Source organism: Nonomuraea sp. NPDC001636 (assembly GCF_040298265.1).
GTDB lineage: Bacteria > Actinomycetota > Actinomycetes > Streptosporangiales > Streptosporangiaceae > Nonomuraea.
This window is the reverse complement of record NZ_JBEOZT010000009.1, coordinates 84,673-108,862: the sequence shown is the minus strand read 5'-3', so window position 1 is coordinate 108,862 and position 24,190 is coordinate 84,673. Positions and strand designations below refer to the sequence as shown.

Sequence of the window (24,190 nt, the reverse complement as noted above, 5' to 3'; positions counted from 1 at the left end):
CTCCGGCTCTCATTCCAGCGGCGGCGCGGTCAGCGGCGAGCGGGGGTCGCGCTCGCGCGGCACCTCGCGCGCGGTCGGGCCCTGCCCGGTCACCGCAGCCGTCGGGCTGTGCGTGGACTGGCCGTCCACGGCCAGGCCGGCGGGCACCGGGAGCAGCGTGCGCGGCCCGTCGGCGGCCCGCAGGTCGGGCGGGAAGGGCGCGGCCGCCTCGATGAGGCCGGCGTAGGCGGGCAGCGAGCGCGGGGCGTCCACCGCGACCGCCGCCACGCACCGGCCCTGGCGGCCGAAGCAGGCCACGAAGCGGCGCTCGGCCACCGAGCCCTGCGTGACCACCACCTCGTCGGCGATCGTCGGCAGCCCGACGGACTTGATGCTGACGCCGAACTGGTAGGACCAGAACGCCGGCAGCCCCCGGTGCGGGCGCGGCCGGTCGGCGACCATGTTGTGCGCGGCGGTGGCCGCCTGGCGCACCGCGTTGTCCCAGTGCTCCACGGCCAGCAGCAGGCCGTCGAAGTGCGGGTGCGGCCAGCGCGCCACGTCGCCGGCCACGAACACGTCGGAGGTGACGATCGCGTCGGCGTCGAAGGCCCGGCAGGCGGCGTCGCACACCACCCCGCGCGGGTCGGCCGCCAGGCCCGCCCCGGCCAGCCATTCGGTGTTGCGGACGGCCCCGAGCGCCACCACCGCGACCTCGACCGGCAGGACGTCGCCGTCGGACAGGTGCGCCGCGCGCAACCGGCCTTCCGCGTCGCCCTCCAGCGCCATCACCGTGGTGTTGACCCGCAGGTCCACGCCGTGCTCGCGGTGCAGCCGGGCGGCCACGCTGCCGGCCGCCGCGCCCAGGGCGCCGGCCAGCGGGGCCGGGCCGCGTTCTGCGACCGTCACGGCCAGGCCCATCTCGCGGCACACGGAGGCGATCTCCGAGCCGGTGAACCCGCCGCCGATGACCAGCACCCGGCTCGGCCCGGCGGCGAGCGCGGCCCGCAGGCTCGCCGCGTCGTCGCGTCCGCGCAGGGTGAACACGCCGGTCAGGGCCGCCTCGGCGGGCTCGGGCCAGGGGCGCGCCCGGGTGCCGGTGGCGATCAGCACCCGGTCGAAGCCGATCTCGCGCCCGCCGGCCAGGCGTACCTGCCGGGTGCGCAGGTCCAGGCCGGTGGCGGGCTCGCCGAGCAGCCAGCGCGCCCGCAGGTCCCGCGCCGTGACGAGCGCGGTGTGCGCGGGCGAGGCGCGTCCGGCCAGCACCTGCTTGGACAGCGGCGGCCGGTCGTAGGGCTCGTACGGCTCGTCGCCGATCAGGGTCAGCTCCCCGGTGAAGCCCTCGGCGCGCAGCGTCTCGGCGGCCCGCAGGCCGGCCAGCGAGGCGCCGACGATCACCGCGCTACGCATGGTCGTCCGGCGAGCAGGTGATCGCCTGCACCGGGCAGGCCGCGGCGGCCTCGCGCACCTGCTCGCGCAGCGCGTCGGCCGGGGCGTAGTCGTACTCGAGGGACTCGGCGCCGTGGAACCGGAAGACCGCCGGCGCCGCGAACACGCACTGGCCGTAGCTCAGGCAGCGGTTCAGATCGACGAGCACTCTCATGTCCGCCACGTTACGAACGCCTGCTCCAGCCACGTTCCAACCTGATCCCAAGTTTTTCTGATTTGCGAAACCTAGGACTCCTAGGATAAAACCTAGGAAGGTTAGGTTTCCTGCTGTGGAGGTAGATCATGATGGCTCGGGCCGGTCTGACGGCGGACCGCGTGACGGAGGCGGCCGGGGAGCTGGCCGACGAGGCCGGGTTCGACAACCTGACGGTCTCGGCCCTGGCGCGCCGCTTCGGCGTCGCGGACGCCAGCCTCTACTCCCACGTCAGGAACCTCCAGGACCTGCGCGTCCGGGTGGCGCTGCGCGCCGCCCGCATCCAGGCCGACGCCCTGACCGCGGCGGTGGCCGGAAAGGCGGGCAAGGACGCGCTGGCCGCCTTCGCCGCCGCCTACCGCGACTTCGCGCTCGCCCACCCGGGCCTGTACGAGGCCACCCAGCTCCGGCTCGACCCCGAGATCGTCGCCGGGTGCGCCGACGTCCAGCGCATCTTCACCACCACCAACGCGGTCGTGGCCGCGTACGGGCTGCCCGAGCCGGCCCACACCGACGCCATCCGGCTGCTGCGCAGCACCTTCCACGGCTTCACCAACCTGGAGGCCCGCGGCGGCTTCCAGGCGTCCCGCGACGTCCGCAGCTCGTGGGACGCGATCATCGACGCGCTCGACAGCGCACTGAGACATTGGCAGGTTTCCCCATGACCGCAACGACCGCGGCCCGGCCCGGCCTCGACCGGCGGCTGCTGACGGTCGCCGGGGTGCTCACCCTCGGCGCCTTCACCGCCCTGCTCGACGGCACGGTGGTCGGCGTCGCCACGCACACCCTGGCCCGCGCCTTCTCCGCCGACCTGGCGGCCACCCAATGGGTGACGACGGCCTACCTGCTCGCCCTGGCCGCGGTCATCCCCGCGACCGGGTGGGCGGCCCAGCGGTTCGGCGCCGGGACGGCCTGGACCGCCTCGCTCGCCGTGTTCCTGGCCGGCTCGATCCTGTGCGGGTCGGCCTGGTCGCTCGGCAGCCTCATCGCCTTCCGCGTCGTGCAGGGGGCCGGGGCGGGCATGCTCTTCCCGCTCAGCCGGATCATCGTCGTCGAGGTGGCCGGGCGCGAGCGGCTCGGCCGGATGATGGCGCTGATGGCCGTGCCCGCCGTGTTCGCGCCCGTCCTCGGGCCGGTCGTCGGCGGCGTGCTGCTGGAGGCGCTGTCGTGGCGGTGGGTGTTCCTGGTCAACGTCCCGTTCGTGGCGGCCGGCGTCGTCCTGTCGGCTCTGTACGTGCGCACCGCCCGGCCAGAAGGGCCGGCCGAACGCCTCGACGTGGCCGGCCTGCTCGGCGTGAGCGGCGGCCTGACCCTGCTGCTGCACGGGCTGAGCGGGGCCGGTGAGCCCGTGGCCGCGCTGACCGCGGCCGCCGGCGCGCTGCTGCTGGCCGCCTGCCTGTGGCGGGCCGCCCGCACCTCCGGGCCGCGGATCGTCGAGCCCGGCCTGTTCCGCGACCGGGCCTTCGCCGCCTCCGCCGCGCTGGCCTTCCTGGCCAACTTCTCCCTGTTCGCCGCCGTGTTCCTGGTGCCGCTGTTCGTCCAGACGGCCGAGGGGTCCGGAGCGCTCGGCGCCGGGCTGGTGCTCGCGCCGCAGGGGCTCGGCATGCTCGTCGCGGTGCTCGCGGCCGGCCGGCTGATCGACCTGAACGGCAACCCGCGCCGGATCGTCGTCACGGGCCTGGTCCTGCTGGCGGCCGGCACGCTGCCGTTCGCGCTGGCCGATCCCGGCGCGGGCCCGGCGCTGCTGCCGGTGGCGCTGTTCGTCCGCGGGGTGGGGGCCGCGCTCGCGGTCTCACCCACCATGATCACCCTCTACCACTCGCTGCCGCCGGCCAAGGTGCCCGCCGCGACCACCGCCAACGCCATCGGCCAGCAGGTCGGCGCGGCGGCCGGCACCGCCTGCGTGGCCGTGCTGCTCCAGCACGGCGGCTACCGGCCCGCCTTCTGGGTCACGCTGGCCGTCGTCGCGCTCTGCCTCCTGCCCGCCCCGTTCCTCCCGTCCGCGAAAGCAGGCACGTCATGAACCCCGTCACCGAGAACGAGATCCGCTCGTCCTTCGTCAACTGCTCCAAGGGCGAGGCCCGCCGGCTCGCCGTCCCGCGCGGGCTGCCCGAGCTGCCCTGGCCCGACCTCGACTTCCTGGGCTGGCGCGATCCGGGCGCGCCCGAGCGGGCGTACCTGGTGGCCGAACGCGGCGGCGCGCCGGTCGGCGTCGCGCTGCGGCTCGGCCAGGAGGTGCGCAGGAGCTTCACCAAGAGCACGCTCTGCTCGGTCTGCGTGACCCCGCACGCCGGGACCGGCGTCGCGCTGTTCACCGCGGCCCGGGTCGGCGCGGCGGGGCGGCAGGGCAACACGGTGGGTGCCTACATGTGCGCCGACCTGGCCTGCTCCCTGTACGTCCGGGGGCGCAAGGAGACCGAGCTGGGCGTCCGGTTCGAGTCGCTGAGCGTGGCCGAACGCGTCGCCAGGACCACGGTCAACCTGGACGCCTTCCTCGACAAGATCCTCCACGACACCCTGGCGTGATCGGGGTGTGGAGGGGCGGCGTCCAACTCCCGCCGCAGGGCGGGAAGGACGCCGCCCGGCGCCCTTGCTCGGGAACGTGGCGGCCGGTGAACTGTCGGGCCTGCCTGCGACACTCCCCGGATGCTGATATTGGATCTGTTGCGGCCGACGCTGCGCGCCGCCTGGGGGCCCGACACCTGCGACACCGCCGCGCGGGAGGAGTGGCGGGCCGACAACCCGGCCAGGGGGCAGTGCGGGATCACCGCGCTGGTGGTCCAGGACCTGCTCGGCGGAGACCTGATCATGGCCGAGGTGCACGCCGGCGGCGTCAAGGTCGGCCACCACTACTGGAACGTGCTGCCCGGCGGCACTGAGATCGACTTCACCGCCGACCAGTTCCACCCGGGTGAGGTCATCGTGAATCCCCAGGTCCAGCAGCGTCCCCCGGACGCGCCGCGCCGGTGCCGCGAGCAGTACGAGCTGCTGCGCCACCGCGTCGTCACCGCGCTGTCCGGGCCGCCGCCCGCCTGAGACGTCACGTGACGCCATAATGACGTCATCGCGCGCTTGCGATGGCGTCATTTCGCGTGTCATGATGACGTCATGGACCTTGCCCCGTATGTCGATCAACTCCGGCGCGAGCTCATGCTCGCCGCCGGGACGGGCGGCGAGGAGGCCCGTGCGCTGGCCGAGCGCTTCGCCGCCACCCTTGAGTCGGCCGCCCGGCTCGCCCTGCTGGAGGCCCTGTCGGCCGCCGCGGACGAGATCACCCAGGACCTCGCGCCCGGCTCGGTCGAGGTGCGCCTGCGCGGCCGCGACCCCGCCTTCGTCGTGACGTCACCGCCCGCCGCCCACCCGTTCCCGGACCAGGACGAACCGCCCGCCAGCGCCGGGCCGGGCGAGCGGCCGCCCGCACCGCCGCCGCCCCCCGAGGCCGACGAGGGCGGCACGTCCCGGATCTCCCTCCGGGTGCCCGAGGCGCTCAAGCCGCGCATCGAGGAAGCGGCCGCGCGCGACGGGCTGTCCGTCAACGCCTGGCTGGTCCGCGCCGTCTCCGCGGCGCTCGACCCCGGCGACGCCACCCGCGACGCCACCCGCGACGCCACCCGCCGCGCCACCCGGCGCCCGGCCCCGCAGACCGGCAACCGCTACAGCGGCTGGGTGCGCTGATGACCATGCCGACCGATGACAGGGAGACCGGAATGCCGGCCTTCGACACGCCCCGCCCCATCGTCGCCGTCCTCGACCTGGCGACCGCCGCCGTCCGCGTCGTCGCGGGCGACCGCGGCGAGACCGTGGTCGAGGTCCGTCCGAGCGACGAGCACAACGACGCCGACGTGCAGGCCGCCCGGCACGTCCGGGTCCATTACGCCGACGGCAGGCTCACGGTGGCCGCCGACAAGGAGCAGGGCGGGCCGGCGCTCGGCTGGGGGCTCTCGCTCGGCAAGCTCGTCGAGTCGCCCGCCGACTGGGCGCGTTCGCTGCTGCTCGGCACGGGCTCGGTGGAGGTGACGGTCGAGCTGCCGGCCGGCTCCCGCCTCGACGCCAGGACGTCCGGCGGCCTGTCGTGCCGCGGGCCGCTCGGCGACGTCACGGCGACCACCACGTACGGCGACATCCGCGTCGAGGAGGCCGGCCGGCTGCGCCTGAAGAGCACCCACGGCACCGTCTCCGTCACCCGCGCCCGCGGGCACGCCGAGATCACCACGAACCACGGCGACATCCGCGTCGGCGAGATCGACGGCACCGCCGCCGTCAAGACCGCCCACGGCGACGTGCGCCTCGGCCAGGTCACCGGCGAGCTGCGGCTCAACAGCGCCCACGGCGACATCACCGTGGAGCGCCCGCTGGCCGGCGTCGTCGCCAAGACGGCCTACGCCGGCGTGGAGATCCGCGAGGTGGCGTCCGGCACGGTCGTCATGGAGACCACCGGCGGCGGCCTGGACGTCGGCGTCCCCGAGGGCACCGCCGCCTGGCTCGACGTCAGCTCCCGGTACGGCACCGTGAACGTCGCCCTCGACCCCGGCGACGACCCCGGCGACGCGGCGCGGACCGTCGAGATCCACGCCCACACCACGCACGGCGACATCGACATCCACCGTTCCTGACGACCGAGGAGACCGACATGCCAGACGCGATCGTGGCCGAGGGGCTGACCAAGAGGTTCGGCGACGTGGCCGCCCTCGACGGCGTCGACCTGACCGTCCCGGAGGGGACGGTCTTAGGACTGCTGGGCCCCAACGGCGCCGGCAAGACCACCACGGTGAGGATCCTCACCACGCTCCTGCGACCGGACGCCGGCCACGCCACGGTGGCCGGGTTCGACGTCGTCCGCGACGCCCACCGGCTGCGCGCCCGCATCGGCGCGTCCGGCCAGTACGCCGCCGTGGACGACCACCTCACCGGCGCCGAGAACCTGGAGATGGTCGGCCGCCTGTACCACCTGGGCGCGCGGCGCAGCCGCGAGCGCGCCCGCGAGTTGCTGGACCGCTTCGACCTCGCCGACGCCGCCGACCGCCCGGTGCGCGGCTGGTCCGGCGGCATGCGCCGCCGCCTCGACCTGGCCGGCGCGCTGGTCGCCGACCCGCCCGTGCTGTTCCTGGACGAGCCCACCACCGGCCTCGACCCCCGCGCCAGGATCGCCCTGTGGGACGTCATCGCCGAGCTCGTCCGGGAGGGCACCACCGTCCTGCTCACCACCCAGTACCTGGAGGAGGCCGACCGGCTCGCCGACCGCATCGTGGTGGTCGACCACGGGCGGGTGATCGCCCGCGGCACGGCCGAGGAGCTGAAGGACCAGGTCGGCGGCGACCGCATCCAGCTCTCGGTGACCAGCGCCGCGAGCCTGGACGACGCCGCCCGCGCCCTGGCGCCACTGGCCCTGGGGGAGATGCGGATCGACGCCGCCGCCCTGCGCATGACGATCCCGGTGACCGGCGGCGCGGCCGCGCTGACCCAGGCACTCGGCCACCTGGCCGCCGAGCGGATCGCCGTACGCGACGCCGGGCTGCGCCGGCCCACCCTCGACGACGTGTTCCTCACCCTCACCGGACGCCAGACCGACGACAAGACAGAGGAGACCGTCCGATGACCGCCCTCCGGCTGGCCGCCGCCGACGGCCTGACCATCGCCAGGCGCAACGCGCTCAAGATCCGCAGAGCCCCCGACCTGCTGGGCGGCGTGATCATGCTGCCCATCGTGTTCGTGGTGCTGTTCACCTACGTCTTCGGCAGCATGATCGAGCTGCCCGGCATGTCCTACGGCGAGTACCTGCTGCCCGGGATCTTCGTCATGACGATCGTCACCAGCGCGCAGATCACCGGCTACACGCTCACCCAGGACCTGCAGAAGGGCATCTTCGACCGGTTCCGCACCCTGCCGATGTCCCCCACGGCGGTGCTCACCGGCCAGACCGTCAGCGACGTGATCATGAACGTCACCAGCATCGCCACCATGGCGCTGGTCGGCCTGCTGGTCGGCTGGCGTATCCACAGCTCGCCGCCGGAGGCGGCGCTCGGGTTCGCGATGCTGCTGCTGTTCGCCTACGCCTTCTCCTGGGTGACGGCCACGGTCGCGCTGGCCCTGCGCACGCCCGAGGTGTTCAACAACCTCGCCACCCTCACGTCGTTGCCGCTGGTGTTCCTGTCCAACGCGTTCGCCGACAGCACGCGCCTGCCCGGCCCGCTGCGGCCGATCGCCGAGTGGAACCCGGTCTCCACGCTCGTCCAGGCCGCGCGGGAGCTGTTCGGCAACACCAGCGCCGCCCTGCCCCAGCCCGCCGCCTGGCCGCTGCGGCACGCCGTGCCGGTGTCGCTGCTGTGGTCCGTGCTGCTCCTGGCGGTGTTCGTGCCGCTGGCCACGCGGCTGTACAACAGGGCCGTCAGCCGATGAGCACCGTCTCGGGCGCGGACCGCGAGCGGGCGGTCGAGCTGGTCCAGCAGGCGTACGCGGACGGCCGGCTCGACCCCGGCGAGCTGGAGCGGCGGCTCGAACTGGCGCTCACCGCCACCTCCGCCCGCGAGCTGGCGCCGATCGTCGCCGACCTGCCGGACGAGGTGGTCCGGCTGGGCTCCACCGGCGGCGCCGTCACCCGGACCGGCGACTGGGAGGTCCCGCGCCGCCTGTGCGTCGACTCCACGTACGGCCGGGTGCGGCTCGACCTGTCGCGGGCCCACGTGCCGTACCCGCGCGTCGACATCGAGCTGCTGCTGGCGTACGGCAGCGCCACGATCGTCCTGCCCGCGGGCGCCACCGCGAACGCCGACGGGGTGCGGTCCGAGTGGGGGCGGGTGACCTGCAAGGTCCCCGGCCGGCCCCGCCCCGGTCACCCGCACGTCCAGGTGACCGGCGACCTGCCCCACGGTCGCCTGCTCATCCGCCCGGCCCGCCGCTGACCAGGCCCCCAGCGGCTACCCGTTCAGGTGGCGGCGGAGGAAGTCGAGCTGGAGGAGGAGCAGGCCCTCGAAGACGTCCTCGTCCGAGGTGGGGGCGTGGGAGGCGCCGGACAGCGGCAGCACCTCGTGCGGGCGTCCCGCGGCCAGCAGCGCGGACGACAGGCGCAGCGTGCCCGCCGGGAACACGTTGTCGTCGGACAGGCCGTGGACGAGCTGCAGGGGCCGGGCCAGGGTGTGCGCCTCGACCAGGGTGGAGCAGGCGTCGTAGCGGCCCGGGTGGCGGTCCGGGTGGCCGAGGAAACGTTCCCGCCAGTGGGTGTCGTACAGGCGCTGCTCGCTGGTGCCGGCGCCGGCGACGGCGGCGTGGAAGACGTCCGGACGCCGCAGCACCGCCATGACGGCCAGCGTGCCCGCGAACGACCAGCCGCGCATCGCGACCCGGCGCAGGTCCAGCTCAGGATGGCGGGCGGCGACCGCGTGCAGGGCGGCCACCTGGTCCGCCAGCACGGGGCCGAACATGTCGCCGTGCACCTCGCGCTCCCAGGCGGGGCCGCGGCCCGGCGTGCCGGCCCCGTCGGTGACCAGCACGGCGAACCCCTGCTCGGCGAACCACTGCGAGACGAACATCATCGGCGCCTGCTCGTCGGTGACCCGGCGCCCGGCCGGCCCCGCGTACGGGTCCAGCAGGACCGGCAGCGCCGGGTCGCCGGGGCGGTGCCAGGAGGGCAGGTGCAGGTGGCTGCGCAGCTCGCGCCCGGTCGTGACGAGCGACAGCCGGCGCAGCGCCAGCACCGGCCGCTGCGCCGCCGACGCCACCTCGACCCCGCTCCGCGCCGGGGACGCCGTCCCGGCCGCGGGGCGTTCCACGCGGACGCGCTCGCCCGGATGCTCGGCGGTGCGGGTGACGTGGACGAGGGTGCCCGCGCGCCGGTTCCCGCCGTGCACCCCGGGTGCGACGCTGAGCCGGTGGGCGCCCGCCGCCGGGGTGTGCAGCCACAGGTGGGTCTGCGCGGGGTCGTCGGAGGCGGTGAAGAGCACGTCCTCGCCGTCCACGCCGAGCACCGCCTCCAGCTGCAGGCCGGGCGGCGTGACCGGGACGCCGCCGACGGTGAGCCGCCTCGTGCCGTCCAGGTCGGCGTGGGCGACCAGCCGGCCGGAGCCGGTACGCGCGGGCGTGCCCGGGACGAGCTGCACCCAGGACGGATCGTGCTGCTCGGCCAGCAGCCGCGTCCGGCCGGAGTCCGGGTCGGCGGCCAGCACCCGGACCGTCCGCTGGTCCCTGCTCTGCACCGACAGGTACGGGCCGTGGGCGTCCCAGCCGGCGGCCGTCAGGTACTCGAAGGCGGCCCGGTCCCAGGCGACCTCGACGCGCCCGCCGTCAATCCCGGCGATCCAGAGGGTGACGTCGGCGTTGGCGGTGCCGGCCGCCGGGTACCGCACGGCCCGGGGCGGGCGCGCGGGGTCGGCGGGGTCGCCGACGTGCCAGAGCGCGACGCGGGCCTCGTCCACCCTGGCCGTCAGCAGGCGGGCGCCGTCGGGGGACCACCAGTAGCCGCGGGAGCGGCCCATCGAGGCGGCGGCGGCGTACTCGGCCACGCCGAACCGCACGTCCGGCCCGTCGGGCTCGGCCACCGCGCGGTCGCCGGCGCCGTCCGCGCCGATCACCCGCAGCGCGCCGCCGGAGAGGTAGGCGACCAGCCGCCCGGCCGGGTCGGGCCGCGGGTCGCGAGCCGCGCCGGGCACCGGCAGCGTACGGGCCGCGCCGGTCGGGACGTCCACCGCCCACAGCGCGCCCGCCAGGGTGAACACCGCCAGGCCGGCCGCGTCGTCCGTGGCGTAGGAGCCGATCCCCTGGGCACCGCCGCCGGTCAGCGCGGCGGGGTCGGCGAGCAGCCGCTCCTCGCCGGAGCCGGCGTCCAGGGCCCAGAGGCAGGTGACGGGGTCGTCGCCGGCGCGGCTGCGCAGGAACAGCACGACGGAGCCGTCCGCCGAGACGGTGAAGGCCGAGGGGGCGCCCAGGGTGAACCGCCGGGTGCGGGCGAACTGCCGGGGCAGGCTGATCTTGGTGTCGTCGTGGTGCGGCATGCGTGCCTGGTTCCTCTCACTGTGGTCCGGTTTCTGGCACGACAAAAAGCGCACACCGTAGTGGTGTGCGCTTCGTTCGTGTCAGGTGATCGGCGGGACTTCTCGCGCGGCTCCCGCGGCCGCCTCCTGCTCGCCGGGACGATCTCCGCGGCCGAGCTCCCGGACATTTTACTACATGATCATCCGCGCGGCGGCGGGCCCGTGACCGGGGGAGACCCCCGATGGCCGCCCGCGTCGCGCCGGATCGGCTCTGGTACTGTGACGGTCTCTGGCCGAGATCGTCCGTAGGAGGTGAGACCCATTACCGCTTCGTCAGGCTGGGGCTCCCTTCCGGCACACGTCCGGCCCGCCTGGGCCAGGTGACCGCGGGGAGCGCCCATCGGCATCCCGAAAGGCTCCCCATGTCCCCCTCCCCGATCCCCGTGTCCGCCGTCGTCACCCGGCTGCGCGCCGCCGGCTGCGTCTTCGCCGAGGACGAGGCCGAGCTGCTGGTCTCCACCGCCCGTACCCCCGCCGAGCTGGCCGCGATGGTCGAGCGCCGGGCCGGCGGGCTGCCGCTTGAGCACGTCCTGGGCTGGGCGCGGTTCTGCGGCCTGCGCGTCGCCGTCGAGCCCGGCGTGTTCGTGCCGCGTCCGCGCACCGAGTTCCTCATCCGTCAGGCCGTCGCGCTGGCCCGCCGGGCCGGCCGCCCGCCCGTCGTGCTCGACCTGTGCTGCGGCACCGGCGCGATGGGCGCCGCGGTCGCGGCGGCGCTGGGGGAGGGGGCCGAGGTGCACGCGGCCGACCTCGACCCCGCCGCCGTGCGCTGCGCCCGGCTCAACCTGCCCGGCGGCCACGTCCACCAGGGCGACCTGTACGACGCCCTGCCCGGCTCGTTGCGCGGCCGCGTCGGCATCCTGATCGCCAGCCCGCCCTACGTGCCCACCGGGTCGGTCGGCCTGCTGCCGCCCGAGGCGCGCCTGCACGAGCCGCTGATGGCGCTCGACGGCGGCGGCGACGGGCTCGACGTGGTGCGCCGGGTGATCGCGGGGGCGCCCGGCTGGCTCGCGCCGGGCGGGCACCTGCTGGTGGAGACCAGCGAACGGCAGGCCGCGGCCACCGTCCGGGCCGCCGCGGCCGCGGGGCTCCCGGCGCGGGCCACGGTCTCGGAGGAACTGGACGCCACCGCCGTCATCGCCACCCGCCCCGCCTGAGGCCCGTACCCACGCGAATCGGGCTGCGGCGGGCCGGGCTGCGGCGGCGCTGCCGGGGGCGGGCAGCGCGGTGCCCGGCGCGCCGGAGCGTGCCGGGCACCGCCCGCGTCCTCCTTACGGACGCTGCGGGCGGGTGGGGTTGGCGGTGGTCCCCGTCGCGGTCCCGGTGGTTCCTGTGGTTCCTGTGGGACGGGTGGTCATGTGCTCAGCCGTCCCCACCGGGTTGCGGCCTTTGCGCAGGCCCGCCAGCCCCAGCAGTCCGAGCAGCCCCAGCAGGCCCCACAGACCGCCGTTGCCGCCGCCCTCGTTATGTCTGGTCTCGGTCGGTTGCGGGCTCGGCGTCGCCTGGCTCTGGACGACGGGCGTGTCCGCCACAGCGGTGGCGGCCGGGGCCAGCGCCAAGCAGAATGCCATCCCCAGGCCGGTGAGCGTCTTGCGCATGTGGGTTCCCCCGGATCCGGCGGCCCTCAAGGCGGAGAGCCGCCTGTCGCGCCTTCCGGGCGACGGCCCGGAAGGTTCCCCCGAAATGGAGCGAGAACTCCATACTCGCTGGTAGACATACCCCCAGCCGCGAAAACAATCCCCACAAACCAGGACATACCGTCATAGTTGGGACGGCAGGTGTTCAGGCGGTCGCCGCCAGGAGGCCGGTCAGCGCGTCGGCCTGGGCCAGCCCGCTGGCCGCGGCGATCTCGTCCAGGGTCTGCGCCGGGCGCACCTCGCTCAGCCGGACGTCGCCGTCCGCCGTGACGGTGAAGCCGTGCACCGCCGGATAGGGCAGGCTGTTGTAGGCCCACGGGGTGGAGAAGTAGTAGGCGCCGGTGTCGTGCAGCACGACGATGTCGCCCTCGGCCAGCTCCGGCAGCTCCCTGGCGTGCGCGACCACGTCGCCGGCGAAGCAGCACGGGCCCGCGACGTCCTGGGCGAGCAGGGGGCCGTCCTTGGGGTCGCCCGCCGGGCCGTACGCGCCGACCCGCAGCGGCCAGGCGTCCGGCATGAGCACCGTGCGGGTGGCGACCTGCGCGCCCGCGTGGGTGATCGCCACCCGCCGCCCGCCCGCGTCCTTGGTGTACTCCACCAGCGCCGCGACGAAGCCGTTCTTGGCCAGCAGCGACCGGCCGAACTCGGTGACCAGCGCGTACCGGCCGTCGAACAGCCCGGGGACGGCCGCGCGCAGCGTGGCGACGTAGTCGGCGTAGGTGGGGGCCACCTCGTCGCCGTCGAAGTTCACCGGCAGGCCGCCGCCGATGTCGATGCTGGTGATCTGCCGGACGCCGAGCGTCGCGTTGATCTCCTCGGCCAGCCGGTAGGTCTCGGCGATGCCCGCCGCGATCAGCTCCAGCGGGCAGCCCTGGGAGCCGACGTGCGCGTGCAGGCGGGTCAGCCACGGCCGCTCGGCGAACGCGCGGACGACGGCCTCGCGGGCCCCCGGGTCGCGCAGCGCGACGCCGAACTTGGAGGTGGCGGTCGCGGTGCTCATCGCGCCGATCGTGCCGGTGCCGACCTGCGGATTCACCCGCAGTCCCAGCACCGAGGAGGAGTCCGGCGCGCGCAGCTCGTCGATGCGGCGCAGCTCGGCCAGGCTGTCGGCGTTGACCGCGACGCCCAGGGAGAGCGCCTGGCGCAGCTCCTCGCGGGTCTTGGCGGGGGAGTCGAAGACGATCGTGCCCGGCGCGAACCCGGCGTCCAGCGCGATCCGCAGCTCGCCGGGGCTGGCCACCTCGCACCCCATGCCCGAGGCGGCCAGCAGCCGCAGGACGGGGATCAACGACGCGGCCTTGGCGGCGAAGGTGTGCAGCACGTCCGGGACCTCGCCGAACGCCTCGTGCAACGCCCTGACCGAGTCCCGCACGCCGGCGGTGTCGACGAAGCCGGCGACCGGCTCGCCCGGGCCGAGCGCACCGGCGCGTACGGCATGGCGCAGCACGTGGGCGGCGCGTTCGGCGGTGGTGCCGCGGGCCGGGGCGGGCGCGAGCGTGGCACTGCTCTGGATCACGTCCAAGGCTCCTGGATGCATCGGGAAAGAGGGAGTTTCGGAGGGGGGCCAGACGAGATTCGGCCATGACCGCAGGCCACGTCTTCAGCCGGGTGGACAAAGCCCGTATCCGGCTTTGTCCACTCGGCCAAGGAAAATCCGGAGCCCCAGGTCAGGCGGCCAGGCGGACGGCGAGGGTGAGCAGCAGCCGGGTGTCGGGGTCGTCGAGGTCGACGCCGAAGCGCTCGCGGACGCGGCGCAGCCGGTAGCGCAGGGTGTTCGGATGCAGGACCAGCCGGCGGGCGGCGCGGCCGACGTCCCCGGCGGCGTCGAGGTAGGCGGCGATCGAACGTACCAGCTCGCCGCCCGCCGCCAGGTCAGCGTGGACCAGGTCGTACACCGGGCCGCTGCCGCGTTCCCACACCGGGCGGACGGCGTCCAGGACGCGCAGCACGTCCAGGGCGGGGCCGAGGTCGGCCGCCAGGGCGTGGCGGGGGCCCGCGTCACGGGCGCGCAGGACCCGGACGACCAGGTCGGCCTCCTCCCGCGAGCCCGCCGCGACCAGCGGCGAGGCGGCCACCGACCCCGCTCCCACCAGCACCGCGGCGGCGCCCGGCGTCGAGGCGGCCAGCCCGTCCAGCTCGCGGGCCAGCCCGAGCACGTCCCGCTCGTCGCCGCCGCGCACCGGCACCAGGGCCAGCACCCGGCCGGTCTCCCGCAGCACCCGCACCCCCGTCCGGTAGGAGGCGGCGTGCAGCGCGAGCACCTCCAGCACCCGCTCCCCGGCCGGGCCCCGGGCCGCCGCGCCCTCGCCCGCCGCGCCGGGGCCGGTCTCGGCGATCACGACGGCGCAGCGCAGGTCGGGCGGCAGGCCCAGCGTCCAGGCGTGGGTGCTCATGTCGCCCTCGCCGCCCAGCAGCCCGCGCAGCGCGTGCTCCTCGCGCAGCCGCGCGCCGCTCTCCCGCAGCCGGTGCTGCACCAGGTACGGCACCGCCACCTCCGCGGCCCGGCTCAGCGCGCTGGCCGCGTTGGGCGACAGGCTGCGGCCGTCGGCGGCGGCCCAGATCGAGCCCAGCATCTCCCGCCCGCTCCGGATGGCGATGATCAGCCGCTCCGGGGTGTCGCCGTCGGCGGGCCGGTGGATCACCTCGCCGGAGGACCACAGGGTGCGCAGCAGGCCGCTGCGGCGCAGCTCGTCCACCCGCCAGTCGGGCACCCGGCCGCCCAGGATGGTGGAGCGGCGCAGCTCGTCGGCCTCCGGCCCGGTGGCCGAGTGCGCCAGCACGCGGAACTGGGTGTCCTCGATGGTGATCGAGCCGCCGGTGAACTCGGCGACGACCGACGCCAGCGCGGCCAGCCCGCCGCCCGCCGTGGCCTCGGCCATCCGGTCGCCGCGTCCCGCCTCGCCGTAGGCGGCGGCCGAGCGCAGCAGGGTCGCCACGTCGTCCCAGTCGGCCCACTCGGCGCGGGCCAGCAGGGCGATGCCGACCTGCTCGGCCGCGTCGAGCGCGTCGTCGGCCAGGTCCTCGCCGGCCCGCACGACCACCGCCGCGGCGCCGCGCCGCGCCGCCTCGCGGATGGAGGCGGTGGCCGCGCCGGTGGAGTGGAACAGCCCGGCCGCGAGCACGACCCGGCCCGCGTACGAGCGCGCCGGCCCCTCGTCGCCGATGATCATCCCGGACACGTGCACGTCCTGGCCCGACGGCGCGAGCAGCAGCCGCAGGACGCCGCCCTCGTCGAAGGCGAGCAGCTCGCGGAGGGTGATCTGCCCCCGTTTGTTCATGACGGGGAGCATACGCAGGTCACGACGCCTGGCAGGCTGGGGGCCATGCGATTCGGCGTACGCCAGTTCGAGCTGGCCCTGATGCACCGCATGCGCGACCTCAACCCTGGACGCGTGGAGCAGGCGCTGGCCGACCTGGACGCCTCCCGCGCCGAGCTGCGCGCCGCCCATGCCCACTGGACCCGGCTGGCCCACGCCCCTCGGGCGCCCAAGGGCCGGGCCGCGCTGCGGATGGCGCTCGGCCCGCCCGCGTACGCCGGCGCGGCCCCGTTCGGCAGCCTGACCTGCGACGTGGCCCGCTGGCGGCTGCCGTCCTGGCCGGAGCTGGAGTTCGAGGCGCTGACCGGCCCCGGCGGCGAGGTGTGGAACCTGTGGTTCGTGCGGCCCGGCGGCGACCGGCGGCTGTCGGCCGCCGACCTGACCCCGTGGGGGTGCGTCGTGGCCGACGTCGCCGCGAGCTTCCCGGTGAGCTTCCAGGGCGAGGGGCCGGCCCCGCACCACTGGGCGGTCGACTTCGCCTGCGCGGGCACGCCCCGCCGCGCCCTGTTCGTGTACGGCCTCCTCCAGCGCCTGGCCTGACGCCCCCGGGCGTGCCACCCGGCCCCCGCCTGCGCGACGGGTGGCACGTTCCAGAGGCGGCCGGAGGTCAGGCGGTGACGAAGTCGGCGACGACCATCGTCGCGTCGTCCTTGGGCGCCGCCGCGGCCACCTCGTCGTACAGCCGGTCCAGGCAGGCGGCCGGGGACGGGCCGACGGCGAGCAGCTCGGTCAGCCGGTGCTCGCCCAGCGCCTTCAGCACGCCGTCGGTGACGACGGCCACGCGGTCGCCCGGCCGCAGCGGCACGGTGCCGACCTCGGGGTTCAGCGTGGAGGCCAGCCCGATCCCGCGCAGCAGCGGCCCGTCGTCGAAGGAGTGCGACGTGGTGAGCCGGCGCGGCTTGCCGCCCTTGGCGCAATGCCAGATCGCGCCGTTGCCCACGTGGGCGAAGCGCAGGCACGGCGTCTCCCCGGGGACGAGCACCAGCAGGTCCATCGTCGTGACCAGCGCCGGCTTGGACGGCGTGCGCAACGCGGCCCGCCGGACGGCCCGGTGGGCGGCCTGGGCGCACTCGTCCAGGTCCTCCTCCCGGCGGGCGGAGTGCTGCGGGCGGGCGGCGACCACGGCGCCCAGGGCCAGCGCGGCCGCCGTGTGCGCGACCTCCGTGCCGCCCTGCCCGTCGGCCAGCGCGATCAGCCGCTCCTGGACGACGTAGGCGTCGGAGGGGTGGCCGTGCGAGCCCTCGTACGTGCCGCCCGCGGTCACCAGCCGGGGCCGCGCCGCCGGCAGGCCGGGCGGCCAGTCCCCCCGGCGGCCCCGGACCGCCATCACCGAGAGGCAGCCGAGCAGAATCGAGATCGAGAACACAGTCATGATCGTCCCTCCCGTCGCGCGCGACGACACCCGCCCAGTACACCCCTCTTGCGCGGGATGCGACTGACGGCCGATCAGCCGTCGTGGCGGCACGACGGCCGATCAGCCGTCATGCCGCCCCGGGCGTGCGCGACCCACAGTGAGGCAGGGCGGCGCACGCGCACCGGGGCGCCGCCGGCCCCCCGAGGAAGAGCCATGGAACCAGCCGACCGTCATGACAGGAACAAGCCTGTTCAAAGTCGATATTGTGAGACCCGTCCTGTGCCCTCTTCGCGGGCGGATCGCACATGGCTCACCCCGGCTCCACGCGTCTCGGCAAGAGGCTCGACCCCAGACACGACACGAGGCACGACACGAGGCACGACACGAGGTACGACTCCGCGACCCGGCAGCTCGACCAGGCCGTCGCGCGTACCGCCGCGGGCGCGCGCGGCGCCGTCGGCCTGGTGTCGGTGGTCGCGGCCGGCCTCGGCGCGGTCCCGCCGGTCTCGGCCGCGTGGCTGGCGCCCGCGCTGGCGGCCGGCCTGGTGTGGACCGGGCTGTACCTGCGCCGGCTGCGCGGCGAGGAGCCGCTGCCGCACTGGCTGGTGGCCGGTGACGCGGCGACCACCGTGGCGGCCTGCCTGGCCCAGCGCCACCTGGTGCCCGTCCGGGCGTTCGACGCCGGGTCGAGCTGGATCGCGGGGCTGGTCACCATGACGATCGTCGTCATCGGGGTGACCTGGCGGCCCCGGATCGCCGTGCCGGCCGGGCTGGCCGTGGCGGGGGCGTACCTGGCGGGGGTGCGGCTCGCCGCGCCGTCCCAGGACGTGGCCGGCACGCTGGGCATCCACCTCGTCCAGCTGCTGGCGATCGTCTTCCTGATGACGCTGCTGCGCCGCTCGGCCGCCTCCGCCGACGCGTTCCTGCGCGGGAGCGCGCGGGCCGAGATCGCCCTCATGGTCGAACGCCTGCGCCGCGAGGACGAGCTGCGCCAGGTCGCCGGCATCCACGAGACCGCCCTGCACACCCTGACCATGGTCGGCCTCGGCACCTACGACGAGCCGTCGCCCACCCTGCGCTCCCAGGCGGGCACCGACCTGGCCGCGCTGGAGAAGCTGCGCGACCGGCCACGCCCCGAGACCGCCCTCATCGCCCTGGACGCCCTGCTCGACGAGGTGGCCGGCCGCGTGCCCGGCCTGGACGTGCGCCGCCGCCTGATCCCGCAGACCGTTCCCGGCGACGTCGCCGAGCACTTCGCCCGCGCCGTCACCGAGGCCCTGGCCAACGTCGCGCGGCACGCCGGCGTGGCCGAGGCCGTCCTGGTCTCCAGCGGGACCGACGGCGAGATCCGGGTGGAGGTCGCCGACGCGGGCCACGGCTTCGACCAGGACCGCCTGCCGCCCGACCGGTTCGGCGTGCGCGGCTCGATCCTCGACACGATGAACGCGCTGCGCGGCGGCGGCGCCCGGATCTCCTCCGGCGACACCGGCACGCGGGTGAGCATGTGGTGGCGGCCGTGACCGACGACATCGAGCAGGTCGCCCAGCGCTACGCCCGCTACACCGCGCTCGGCGCGGCCGTCATCGCCGGCTTCTGGCACACCGGCTACGACCTCACCGTCACCGTCACCGGCTGGAGCTCCTTCCGCTGGCCGCTGCTCGCCGCGGCCGCCTGGGTCGTCTACACGGCGGTCGGCGTGGTCGCGGGCCTGTCGCTCGCGCGCACCTCGCGCGGCCCGGACCGCGTCCTCGGCCTGGCGGTCGCGGCGCTGGCCGCCGACGTCGCGGTGATCGTGGCCTGCCGCCCGCAGGACCTGCTCGGCATCAGCGACTGGGGATGGGGGTCGGTCGGCTGGCTGGGCGTCATGCTGGCCTGGAACCGGCCGCGCTGGCGGGCGGAGCTGGGCGCGTTCCTCGCCGTCAACGCCGCCGTCATGCTGGCCGCGATGGCCGTGGCCGGGGCGTTCGACAGGGTGTCGGTCGCCAAGTACCTGGTGGTCATCGTCGGCGGCGTCACCATGCAGCTCGGCTACACGGCCGGCTGCGCCCTGCTGCGCGCCCGCGCCGAGGACGCCGTGCTGCTGGCCCGCCGGCTCGCCGCCGACGACGCCTGGCGGGAGTCGGCCAGGAGCATCCACGCCGACCGCATCCGCAGGTACGCCGCCATCAGGGACGTGGCCGAGTCGCTGCTCCAGCAGCTCGCCGACGGCGCCGACCCCGGCGACCCGCGCGTCCGCGAGGACTGCACGGCCGGCGCCATGCGGCTGCGCCGCCTGATCACCGAACGGGAGGACGTCCCGGACGCGCTGGTGGCCGCGCTGCGCGAGCGCATCGACGCGGCCGAGCGGCGTCAGGTGCTGGTGACCGCGCCGCCGTTCGGCGAGAACCTGCCCGCGCTGCCCGAGGGCGTGCGGGAGGATCTGCTCAGGGCGCCCGTGCTGGCGCTGGACGGCGCCCGCTCGCGGGCCAGGGTCACCGTGTCGGCGATGTCGGCCATGGTGAGCGTGGCCGTCGTCGCCGACAACGACGACCTGCCGGTCAGCCCCACGCCGGTGCGCGAGCCCAGCGGGGTCGTGGTCACCTACCAGCGCCAGGGAGGGGAGGTATGGGTCAACAGCATCTGGCAGCGCCCGTGACGGTCGCCCTGGTCGAGGACCACCAGGTGGTGGTGGACGGCGTGCGCTCCTGGTTCGGGCCGGGCAGCGGCGTCGAGCTGGTCGCCCAGGGGCCCACGATCGAGTCGGTCCGCGGCGTGGCCGCCGACGTGCTGCTGCTCGACCTCAACCTCAACGGCACGATGGTCGCCGACCGGGTGGGCGGCCTGTGCGCGGGCGGCCAGCGGGTGATCGTCTTCTCCGAGCACGAGGAGCCCGAGATCGTCCGGGCGGTGCTGGACGCGGGCGCGTCGGCGTTCATCGGCAAGGGACGCGCCACCCGCGAGTCCTGCCTGGAGACGATCATGGAGGTGGCCGCCGACCGGCCGTCCGTGACGCTGCCCATGGCCCAGGCCATCGCCACGGACGAGGGCCCCCACCGCCCCCAGCTGTCGGACAAGGAGCGGGCGGCGCTGCTGTTCTGGTTCCAGTCGATGTCGAAGGCGTCGGTCGCGGCCCGCATGGGCATCAAGGAACGCACCGTGCGCCAGTACATCGACCGGGCCAGGGTCAAGTACGCGGCGGCCGGCCGGCCCGCGCCGACCAAGGAGAAACTGCTCATCTGCGCCATCCAGGACGGCCTGATCCGCCCCGACGAGGTCGGGATCTACACCTCGCACGCCCGCCAGGGCCCGCCCTCCTGAGCCGCCCCGTCACCAGGCGATATACGATGTCGCTCGCCCGGGAGCCCGACGAGGCGCCCGGAACCCCGAGGAGGATCGTGGACCTGGCCGAGCTGGGCGAGGAGTTCGCCGCGTTCTGGCGGGAGCGGCACCTGTGCACGCTCGCCACCGCCCGCGACGGCGGCCCGCCGCACGTCGTGCCCGTGGGCGCGACCCTCGACCTGGACACCGCGACCGCCCGCGTGATCACCTCGGGCTCCTCCCGCAAGGCCCGGCTGATCGGCGCGAACGGCCCGGACGGCGCGGCGGTGTCGCTGTGCCAGGTCGACGGCCGCCGCTGGTCCACCCTGGAGGGGCGGGCCGTGGTGCGCACCGAGCCCGAGCAGGTCGCCGACGCCGAACGCCGGTACACCGCCCGCTACAAGCCGCCCCGGCCCAACCCGTCCAGGGTGGTGCTGGAGATCCAGGTGACGCGCGTGATGGGCAACGTCTGATCACTGGCGGTTCGTCATGACTTCCGCGCGCCCGAGCCGGATGCTAGCTTTCGCCCGTGGAGTCTGAGTACGACCGGCCGCCCGCGGCGTTACCCGAGGGCCCGGGCTGACGTGCTCCTCGACGCCGTCCACCTGCTCGCGGCCCTGGCCCTGATCCTGGCCAACGGCATCTTCGTCGCGGCCGAGTTCTCCCTCGTCACCGTCGAACGCGGCCAGGTCCGCCAGCTCGCCGAGGACGGCGACCGGGGCGCCCAGGGCGTCGAGGCCGCGGTGCAACGGCTGTCGTTCCACCTGTCGGGCGCCCAGCTCGGCATCACCGTCACCTCGCTGCTGCTCGGCGTGGTGGCCGAGCCGGCCATCGCCGACCTGCTCGACCCGCTGCTGGGCGGCGTCCCGGTGGTGCCGGTCGTGCTGGCGATCGCGCTGTCCACGGTGGCGCAGATGGTGCTGGGCGAGCTGGTGCCCAAGAACGCCGCCCTGTCCAGGCCGCTCGCGGTGGCCCGGCTGGCGACGCCGCCGCAGCGGGCGTTCTCGGCGGCGTGCGGGCCGCTGATCCGGCTGTGCAACGCGGTGGCCGACGCGATCGTCCGACGGCTCGGCGCCGAGCCGCAGGAGGAGCTGGCCTCCGCCCGCTCGCCCGAGGAGCTGGGCCTCCTGGTACGCCTGTCGGCCGAGGCCGGCGTGCTCCAGCCCGGCACCGCCGCCATGCTCCAGCGGGCCCTGCGCTTCGGCGGCAAGACCGCGGCCGAGGCCATGACCCCGCGTACGGACTGCGTGACCGTCCCCGGCACGATCAGCGTCGCCGACTTCCTCAAGCTGGCCAGGAGCCGCCGCCACCTGCGCATCCCGGTCTGCGGCGCGGAACGCGACGACATCCTCGGCATCGCCAGCGTCCCCGGCGCCTGCGCGGTGCCCCCGTCCGAACGCGACACGACCCCGGTGGCCGCGATCGCCCGGCCCGCCCTCCAGGTGCCCGAGACGCTGCGGCTGGAGGTCGTGCAGGAGCGCCTGGCCTCCGCCCGCGCCGAGATGGCCGTCGTGATCGACGAGTACGGCGGCCTGGCCGGCGTCGTCACCGTCGAGGACCTGGTGGAGGAGCTGATCGGCGACATCGCCGACGAGTACGACCTGCCCGAGGAGCAGTCCGACGAGCCCTCGCCCGTGCTGCTCGCGCCGGGCGCCTCCGTGGGCCTGCCGGCCCTGCTGCGCGCCGACGAGGTCGAGGAGCGCACCGGTTTCCGCATGCCGCAGGGCCCCTACGAGACGCTCGCCGGGCTCGTGCTGGCCGCGCTCGGCCGCATCCCGGACCCGGGCGACGAGGTCGCGGTGCGCGAGTGGGTCCTGCGGGTGGAGACCATGCGGGGACGCCGGATCGAGCAGGTCACGCTGACCGCGCCGGACCGGGCGGGGGAGCGCCGGTGAGCCTCGCCCAAGGGCTGGTCATCGTGCTGCTGCTGGCCGTCAACGGCTTCTTCGTGGGCGCGGAGTTCGCGCTCATCTCCGCCCGCCGCACCCTGATCGAGCCGCGGGCGCGCGAGGGGTCGCGGCGGGCGCAGGCCGTGCTCGCCGCCATGAACGCCGTCCCGACCATGCTGGCGGCGGCGCAGCTCGGCGTGACGCTGGCCTCGCTGGTGCTCGGCGCGGCAGGGGAGCCGGTGGTGGCCGGGGCGGTCGGGCCGCTGCTGGCCGCCGTGGGGCTGCCCGAGCGGCTGGTCCATCCGATCGCCTTCGCGGTGGCCCTGCTGCTGGTGGTCGCCGCGCACGTCATCATCGGCGAGATGGTGCCGAAGAACCTGGCGCTGTCGGCGCCCGACGTGGCCGCGCTGTGGCTGGTGCCGCCGCTGTTCGTGCTGGCCAGGGCGACCCGGCCGGTGCTGACGCTGGTCAAGGCCATGGCGGGGGTGGTGCTGCGGCTGCTGCGCGTCCCGTCCGCCGAGGAGGTCCGTACGGTCTACACCTCCGGCGAGCTGCCCGTGCTCATCGAGGAGTCGCGCCGCCACCGCCTGCTCCGCCAGGACGAACGCGACCGCCTGATCGCCACCCTCGCCCTGCACGCCCGCCCGGTCGGCTCGGTGATGGTGCCGATGAGCGAGGTCGTCAGCGTGCCCGAGACCATCGACAGCGCCGGCCTGCAACGGTACGCCGGCCGCCACGGTCACTCCCGCTTCCCCGTGCACGGCGCCGACCCCGCCGAACTGCGCGGCTACCTGCACGTCCTGGACGCGCTGAACGGCCACGGCGCCGCCGAGCCGCTGCCCGTGCGCGCGCTGCCGCAGGTGCCCGCCACCGCCACCCTGGCCCAGGTGCTGGCCGTCATGCGCGCCCGCCGCGCCCAGCTCGCCGCGGTCGCCGACGAGTCCGGACAGGTGCTCGGCGTCGTCACCCTGGACGACGTGCTCGGCGGGATCCTGACTGGCTGAGACGGGGGTCCGTGCGAGATCATGGAGCAGGGCCGCGGGCCTTGGTGACCGCGACCGGGAACTCGCCGGAGGGCAACGCTCGTGACGACGGTTTCGCTGATCGTGCCGTGCTACAACGCGGCCAGGACCCTGCGCCTGTGCCTGGAGTCGGTGCTGGCCCAGACCCGCCTGCCCGACGAGATCGTGGTCGTCGACGACGCCGGCTCCGACGGCTCGGCGGCCATCGCCGAGGAGCTGGGCTGCCGGGTCGTGCGCCTGCCCGCCAACCGCGGCGTGTCGGCGGCCAGGAACGCCGGCGTCGAGCACACGACCGGCGAAGTGATCTTCTTCCTGGACAGCGACGTGGCGCTGCGGCCCGACGCGGTCGCCAACGCGGTCGCGATCCTGGAGGCCGATCCGGGCGTCGGCTGCGTGCACGGCGTCTACGACACCGAGCCGCTGATCGACGACGGCCCGGTCGAGTGGTATCGGCTGCTGCACCAGGTCCACTGGCGGCGCCGGCACCTGGGCGAGGTCAACAGCGTCGTGTTCGCCCTGGCCGCCATCCGCCGCGAGGTGCTGACCCGGGCCGGCCGGCTCGACGAGAGCCTGCGCGACTGCGAGGACGTCGAGTACAGCAGCCGCCTGGCCGTCCACACCCGGATCGTGCTGACCGACGCCGTGTCCGGCCGGCACGACGAGGGCCACCGGTTCCTGCCCGTGCTGTCGGAGCAGTGGCGGCGGGCGCTGCCGCTCATCCCGCTCGCGCTGGCCACGGCCAGGCGGGGCGCGGCCAAGCCGGAGAACGCCAACAGCCGGGCCGGGATCCTCGCCTGCGCGCTCGCGCTGGCCTGCCTGCCGCTCGGCCTGTTCGCGCCGGCGCTGTTCGCGGTGCCCGTCGTGCTGGTCGGGTGGTTCGTGGTGGCCGATCCGGAGCTGCTGCGGTTCGTCCACCGGGAGCGCGGCCCGGCCTTCACCGCCTACTTCATGGCCGTGCACCTGGCCGTGCACGTGGTGCTGGTCACCGGCCTGGCCGTCGGCTCCCTGCGCGTCCTGCGGGGCGGCCCGGCCTGAC

The 24,190-nt window shown here is 75.5% G+C and carries 25 protein-coding genes; 18 read left to right on the top strand and 7 right to left on the bottom strand.

Features of this window, described 5'->3' with window-relative positions; translation table 11 throughout:
- Positions 1–9: 9 nt before the first annotated feature.
- The gene (locus ABT158_RS19205) at positions 10–1,386 is read right to left on the bottom strand and encodes an NAD(P)/FAD-dependent oxidoreductase (RefSeq protein ID WP_352355005.1); all 1,377 of its coding nucleotides are present in this window, start codon (positions 1,384–1,386) and stop codon (positions 10–12) included.
- Positions 1,379–1,579, bottom strand: coding sequence for a ferredoxin (locus tag ABT158_RS19200; RefSeq protein WP_352355003.1), 201 nt, complete (start codon positions 1,577–1,579; stop codon positions 1,379–1,381). Before ABT158_RS19200 ends, ABT158_RS19205 begins: the two co-directional genes overlap by 8 nt.
- A 131-nt stretch (positions 1,580–1,710) precedes the next feature.
- On the opposite strand from ABT158_RS19200, the gene ABT158_RS19195 reads away from it, so the two are divergent.
- From ABT158_RS19195 to ABT158_RS19155, 9 genes are all read left to right on the top strand, one after another.
- Positions 1,711–2,283 (top strand): TetR/AcrR family transcriptional regulator, encoded by a 573-nt coding sequence (locus ABT158_RS19195; RefSeq protein ID WP_352327684.1) that lies wholly within the window; start codon positions 1,711–1,713, stop codon positions 2,281–2,283.
- The gene (locus tag ABT158_RS19190; RefSeq protein ID WP_352355001.1) at positions 2,280–3,641 is read left to right on the top strand and encodes a DHA2 family efflux MFS transporter permease subunit; all 1,362 of its coding nucleotides are present in this window, start codon (positions 2,280–2,282) and stop codon (positions 3,639–3,641) included. The genes ABT158_RS19195 and ABT158_RS19190 overlap by 4 nt, the downstream gene beginning before the upstream one ends.
- Positions 3,638–4,144, top strand: coding sequence for an FBP domain-containing protein (locus ABT158_RS19185; protein ID WP_352354999.1), 507 nt, complete (start codon positions 3,638–3,640; stop codon positions 4,142–4,144). The genes ABT158_RS19190 and ABT158_RS19185 overlap by 4 nt, the downstream gene beginning before the upstream one ends.
- Positions 4,145–4,264: 120 nt before the next feature.
- Positions 4,265–4,654: a YunG family protein gene (locus tag ABT158_RS19180; protein ID WP_352354997.1), complete on the top strand. Its 390-nt coding sequence runs from the start codon at positions 4,265–4,267 to the stop codon at positions 4,652–4,654.
- A 72-nt stretch (positions 4,655–4,726) separates the two neighbouring features.
- A complete protein-coding gene (locus ABT158_RS19175; RefSeq protein WP_352354995.1) occupies positions 4,727–5,293 on the top strand; it encodes a toxin-antitoxin system HicB family antitoxin in 567 nt (188 codons plus the stop codon).
- A gap of 5 nt (positions 5,294–5,298) precedes the next feature.
- Positions 5,299–6,231, top strand: coding sequence for a DUF4097 family beta strand repeat-containing protein (locus ABT158_RS19170; RefSeq protein ID WP_352354993.1), 933 nt, complete (start codon positions 5,299–5,301; stop codon positions 6,229–6,231).
- 17 nt (positions 6,232–6,248) lie between these two features.
- Positions 6,249–7,214, top strand: coding sequence for an ATP-binding cassette domain-containing protein (locus ABT158_RS19165; protein ID WP_352354991.1), 966 nt, complete (start codon positions 6,249–6,251; stop codon positions 7,212–7,214).
- The gene (locus ABT158_RS19160) at positions 7,211–8,014 is read left to right on the top strand and encodes an ABC transporter permease (RefSeq protein ID WP_352354989.1); all 804 of its coding nucleotides are present in this window, start codon (positions 7,211–7,213) and stop codon (positions 8,012–8,014) included. The genes ABT158_RS19165 and ABT158_RS19160 overlap by 4 nt, the downstream gene beginning before the upstream one ends.
- Positions 8,011–8,517, top strand: coding sequence for a DUF1707 SHOCT-like domain-containing protein (locus ABT158_RS19155; protein WP_352354987.1), 507 nt, complete (start codon positions 8,011–8,013; stop codon positions 8,515–8,517). The genes ABT158_RS19160 and ABT158_RS19155 overlap by 4 nt, the downstream gene beginning before the upstream one ends.
- Positions 8,518–8,532: 15 nt before the next feature.
- On the opposite strand, the gene ABT158_RS19150 is transcribed toward ABT158_RS19155, so the two are convergent.
- Positions 8,533–10,602 (bottom strand): S9 family peptidase, encoded by a 2,070-nt coding sequence (locus ABT158_RS19150; RefSeq protein WP_352354985.1) that lies wholly within the window; start codon positions 10,600–10,602, stop codon positions 8,533–8,535.
- A gap of 401 nt (positions 10,603–11,003) precedes the next feature.
- Here ABT158_RS19150 and ABT158_RS19145 point away from each other — a divergent pair, with 401 nt between their 5' ends.
- Positions 11,004–11,795 carry a putative protein N(5)-glutamine methyltransferase gene (locus ABT158_RS19145; RefSeq protein WP_352354983.1) on the top strand — a complete coding sequence of 264 codons (792 nt, stop codon included), beginning with the start codon at positions 11,004–11,006 and terminating at the stop codon, positions 11,793–11,795.
- A 114-nt stretch (positions 11,796–11,909) separates the two neighbouring features.
- Here the strand turns inward: ABT158_RS19145 and ABT158_RS19140 are convergent, their stop codons facing one another.
- The 3 genes from ABT158_RS19140 to ABT158_RS19130 all read right to left on the bottom strand — a co-directional run bounded on the left by ABT158_RS19140 (position 11,910) and on the right by ABT158_RS19130 (position 15,553).
- Positions 11,910–12,236: a WGxxGxxG family protein gene (locus ABT158_RS19140; protein ID WP_352354981.1), complete on the bottom strand. Its 327-nt coding sequence runs from the start codon at positions 12,234–12,236 to the stop codon at positions 11,910–11,912.
- Positions 12,237–12,420: 184 nt separating this feature from the next.
- A complete protein-coding gene (locus tag ABT158_RS19135) occupies positions 12,421–13,791 on the bottom strand; it encodes a type III PLP-dependent enzyme domain-containing protein (protein ID WP_352354979.1) in 1,371 nt (456 codons plus the stop codon).
- 151 nt (positions 13,792–13,942) lie between these two features.
- Positions 13,943–15,553 (bottom strand): PucR family transcriptional regulator, encoded by a 1,611-nt coding sequence (locus ABT158_RS19130; protein ID WP_352354977.1) that lies wholly within the window; start codon positions 15,551–15,553, stop codon positions 13,943–13,945.
- 45 nt (positions 15,554–15,598) lie between these two features.
- Here ABT158_RS19130 and ABT158_RS19125 point away from each other — a divergent pair, with 45 nt between their 5' ends.
- Positions 15,599–16,132, top strand: a complete 534-nt coding sequence (locus tag ABT158_RS19125; protein WP_352354975.1) for a hypothetical protein — start codon at positions 15,599–15,601, stop codon at positions 16,130–16,132.
- A gap of 67 nt (positions 16,133–16,199) precedes the next feature.
- Here the strand turns inward: ABT158_RS19125 and ABT158_RS19120 are convergent, their stop codons facing one another.
- Positions 16,200–16,964, bottom strand: a complete 765-nt coding sequence (locus ABT158_RS19120) for a PP2C family protein-serine/threonine phosphatase (protein WP_352354973.1) — start codon at positions 16,962–16,964, stop codon at positions 16,200–16,202.
- 287 nt (positions 16,965–17,251) lie between these two features.
- Here ABT158_RS19120 and ABT158_RS19115 point away from each other — a divergent pair, with 287 nt between their 5' ends.
- The 7 genes from ABT158_RS19115 to ABT158_RS19085 all read left to right on the top strand — a co-directional run bounded on the left by ABT158_RS19115 (position 17,252) and on the right by ABT158_RS19085 (position 24,189).
- Entirely contained in the window at positions 17,252–18,466 is a 1,215-nt protein-coding gene (locus ABT158_RS19115) for a sensor histidine kinase (protein ID WP_352354971.1), read from the top strand.
- Positions 18,463–19,581, top strand: coding sequence for a hypothetical protein (locus ABT158_RS19110; protein WP_352354969.1), 1,119 nt, complete (start codon positions 18,463–18,465; stop codon positions 19,579–19,581). Before ABT158_RS19115 ends, ABT158_RS19110 begins: the two co-directional genes overlap by 4 nt.
- Complete coding sequence (locus tag ABT158_RS19105) at positions 19,551–20,243, top strand: DNA-binding response regulator (RefSeq protein WP_352354967.1); 693 nt, start codon at positions 19,551–19,553, stop codon at positions 20,241–20,243. Before ABT158_RS19110 ends, ABT158_RS19105 begins: the two co-directional genes overlap by 31 nt.
- Positions 20,244–20,269: 26 nt before the next feature.
- Positions 20,270–20,716: a pyridoxamine 5'-phosphate oxidase family protein gene (locus tag ABT158_RS19100; protein ID WP_352354965.1), complete on the top strand. Its 447-nt coding sequence runs from the start codon at positions 20,270–20,272 to the stop codon at positions 20,714–20,716.
- A 111-nt stretch (positions 20,717–20,827) separates the two neighbouring features.
- Entirely contained in the window at positions 20,828–22,138 is a 1,311-nt protein-coding gene (locus ABT158_RS19095) for a hemolysin family protein (protein ID WP_352354963.1), read from the top strand.
- Positions 22,135–23,136: a hemolysin family protein gene (locus ABT158_RS19090; RefSeq protein WP_352354961.1), complete on the top strand. Its 1,002-nt coding sequence runs from the start codon at positions 22,135–22,137 to the stop codon at positions 23,134–23,136. The genes ABT158_RS19095 and ABT158_RS19090 overlap by 4 nt, the downstream gene beginning before the upstream one ends.
- 81 nt (positions 23,137–23,217) lie before the next feature.
- A complete protein-coding gene (locus tag ABT158_RS19085) occupies positions 23,218–24,189 on the top strand; it encodes a glycosyltransferase family 2 protein (protein WP_352354959.1) in 972 nt (323 codons plus the stop codon).
- Position 24,190 lies beyond the last annotated feature (1 nt).

Excerpts from the sequence above, each read along its gene's own strand:
- ABT158_RS19205 (WP_352355005.1), bottom strand. The coding sequence starts at position 1,386 with ATGCGTAGCGCGGTGATCGTCGGCGCCTCGCTGGCCGGCCTGCGGGCC.
- ABT158_RS19200 (WP_352355003.1), bottom strand. The coding sequence starts at position 1,579 with ATGAGAGTGCTCGTCGATCTGAACCGCTGCCTGAGCTACGGCCAGTGC.
- ABT158_RS19195 (WP_352327684.1), top strand. The coding sequence starts at position 1,711 with ATGGCTCGGGCCGGTCTGACGGCGGACCGCGTGACGGAGGCGGCCGGG.
- ABT158_RS19190 (WP_352355001.1), top strand. The coding sequence starts at position 2,280 with ATGACCGCAACGACCGCGGCCCGGCCCGGCCTCGACCGGCGGCTGCTG.
- ABT158_RS19185 (WP_352354999.1), top strand. The coding sequence starts at position 3,638 with ATGAACCCCGTCACCGAGAACGAGATCCGCTCGTCCTTCGTCAACTGC.
- ABT158_RS19180 (WP_352354997.1), top strand. The coding sequence starts at position 4,265 with ATGCTGATATTGGATCTGTTGCGGCCGACGCTGCGCGCCGCCTGGGGG.
- ABT158_RS19175 (WP_352354995.1), top strand. The coding sequence starts at position 4,727 with ATGGACCTTGCCCCGTATGTCGATCAACTCCGGCGCGAGCTCATGCTC.
- ABT158_RS19170 (WP_352354993.1), top strand. The coding sequence starts at position 5,299 with ATGCCGACCGATGACAGGGAGACCGGAATGCCGGCCTTCGACACGCCC.
- ABT158_RS19165 (WP_352354991.1), top strand. The coding sequence starts at position 6,249 with ATGCCAGACGCGATCGTGGCCGAGGGGCTGACCAAGAGGTTCGGCGAC.
- ABT158_RS19160 (WP_352354989.1), top strand. The coding sequence starts at position 7,211 with ATGACCGCCCTCCGGCTGGCCGCCGCCGACGGCCTGACCATCGCCAGG.
- ABT158_RS19155 (WP_352354987.1), top strand. The coding sequence starts at position 8,011 with ATGAGCACCGTCTCGGGCGCGGACCGCGAGCGGGCGGTCGAGCTGGTC.
- ABT158_RS19150 (WP_352354985.1), bottom strand. The coding sequence starts at position 10,602 with ATGCCGCACCACGACGACACCAAGATCAGCCTGCCCCGGCAGTTCGCC.
- ABT158_RS19145 (WP_352354983.1), top strand. The coding sequence starts at position 11,004 with ATGTCCCCCTCCCCGATCCCCGTGTCCGCCGTCGTCACCCGGCTGCGC.
- ABT158_RS19140 (WP_352354981.1), bottom strand. The coding sequence starts at position 12,236 with ATGCGCAAGACGCTCACCGGCCTGGGGATGGCATTCTGCTTGGCGCTG.
- ABT158_RS19130 (WP_352354977.1), bottom strand. The coding sequence starts at position 15,553 with ATGAACAAACGGGGGCAGATCACCCTCCGCGAGCTGCTCGCCTTCGAC.
- ABT158_RS19125 (WP_352354975.1), top strand. The coding sequence starts at position 15,599 with ATGCGATTCGGCGTACGCCAGTTCGAGCTGGCCCTGATGCACCGCATG.
- ABT158_RS19120 (WP_352354973.1), bottom strand. The coding sequence starts at position 16,964 with ATGACTGTGTTCTCGATCTCGATTCTGCTCGGCTGCCTCTCGGTGATG.
- ABT158_RS19115 (WP_352354971.1), top strand. The coding sequence starts at position 17,252 with ATGGCTCACCCCGGCTCCACGCGTCTCGGCAAGAGGCTCGACCCCAGA.
- ABT158_RS19105 (WP_352354967.1), top strand. The coding sequence starts at position 19,551 with ATGGGTCAACAGCATCTGGCAGCGCCCGTGACGGTCGCCCTGGTCGAG.
- ABT158_RS19100 (WP_352354965.1), top strand. The coding sequence starts at position 20,270 with ATGTCGCTCGCCCGGGAGCCCGACGAGGCGCCCGGAACCCCGAGGAGG.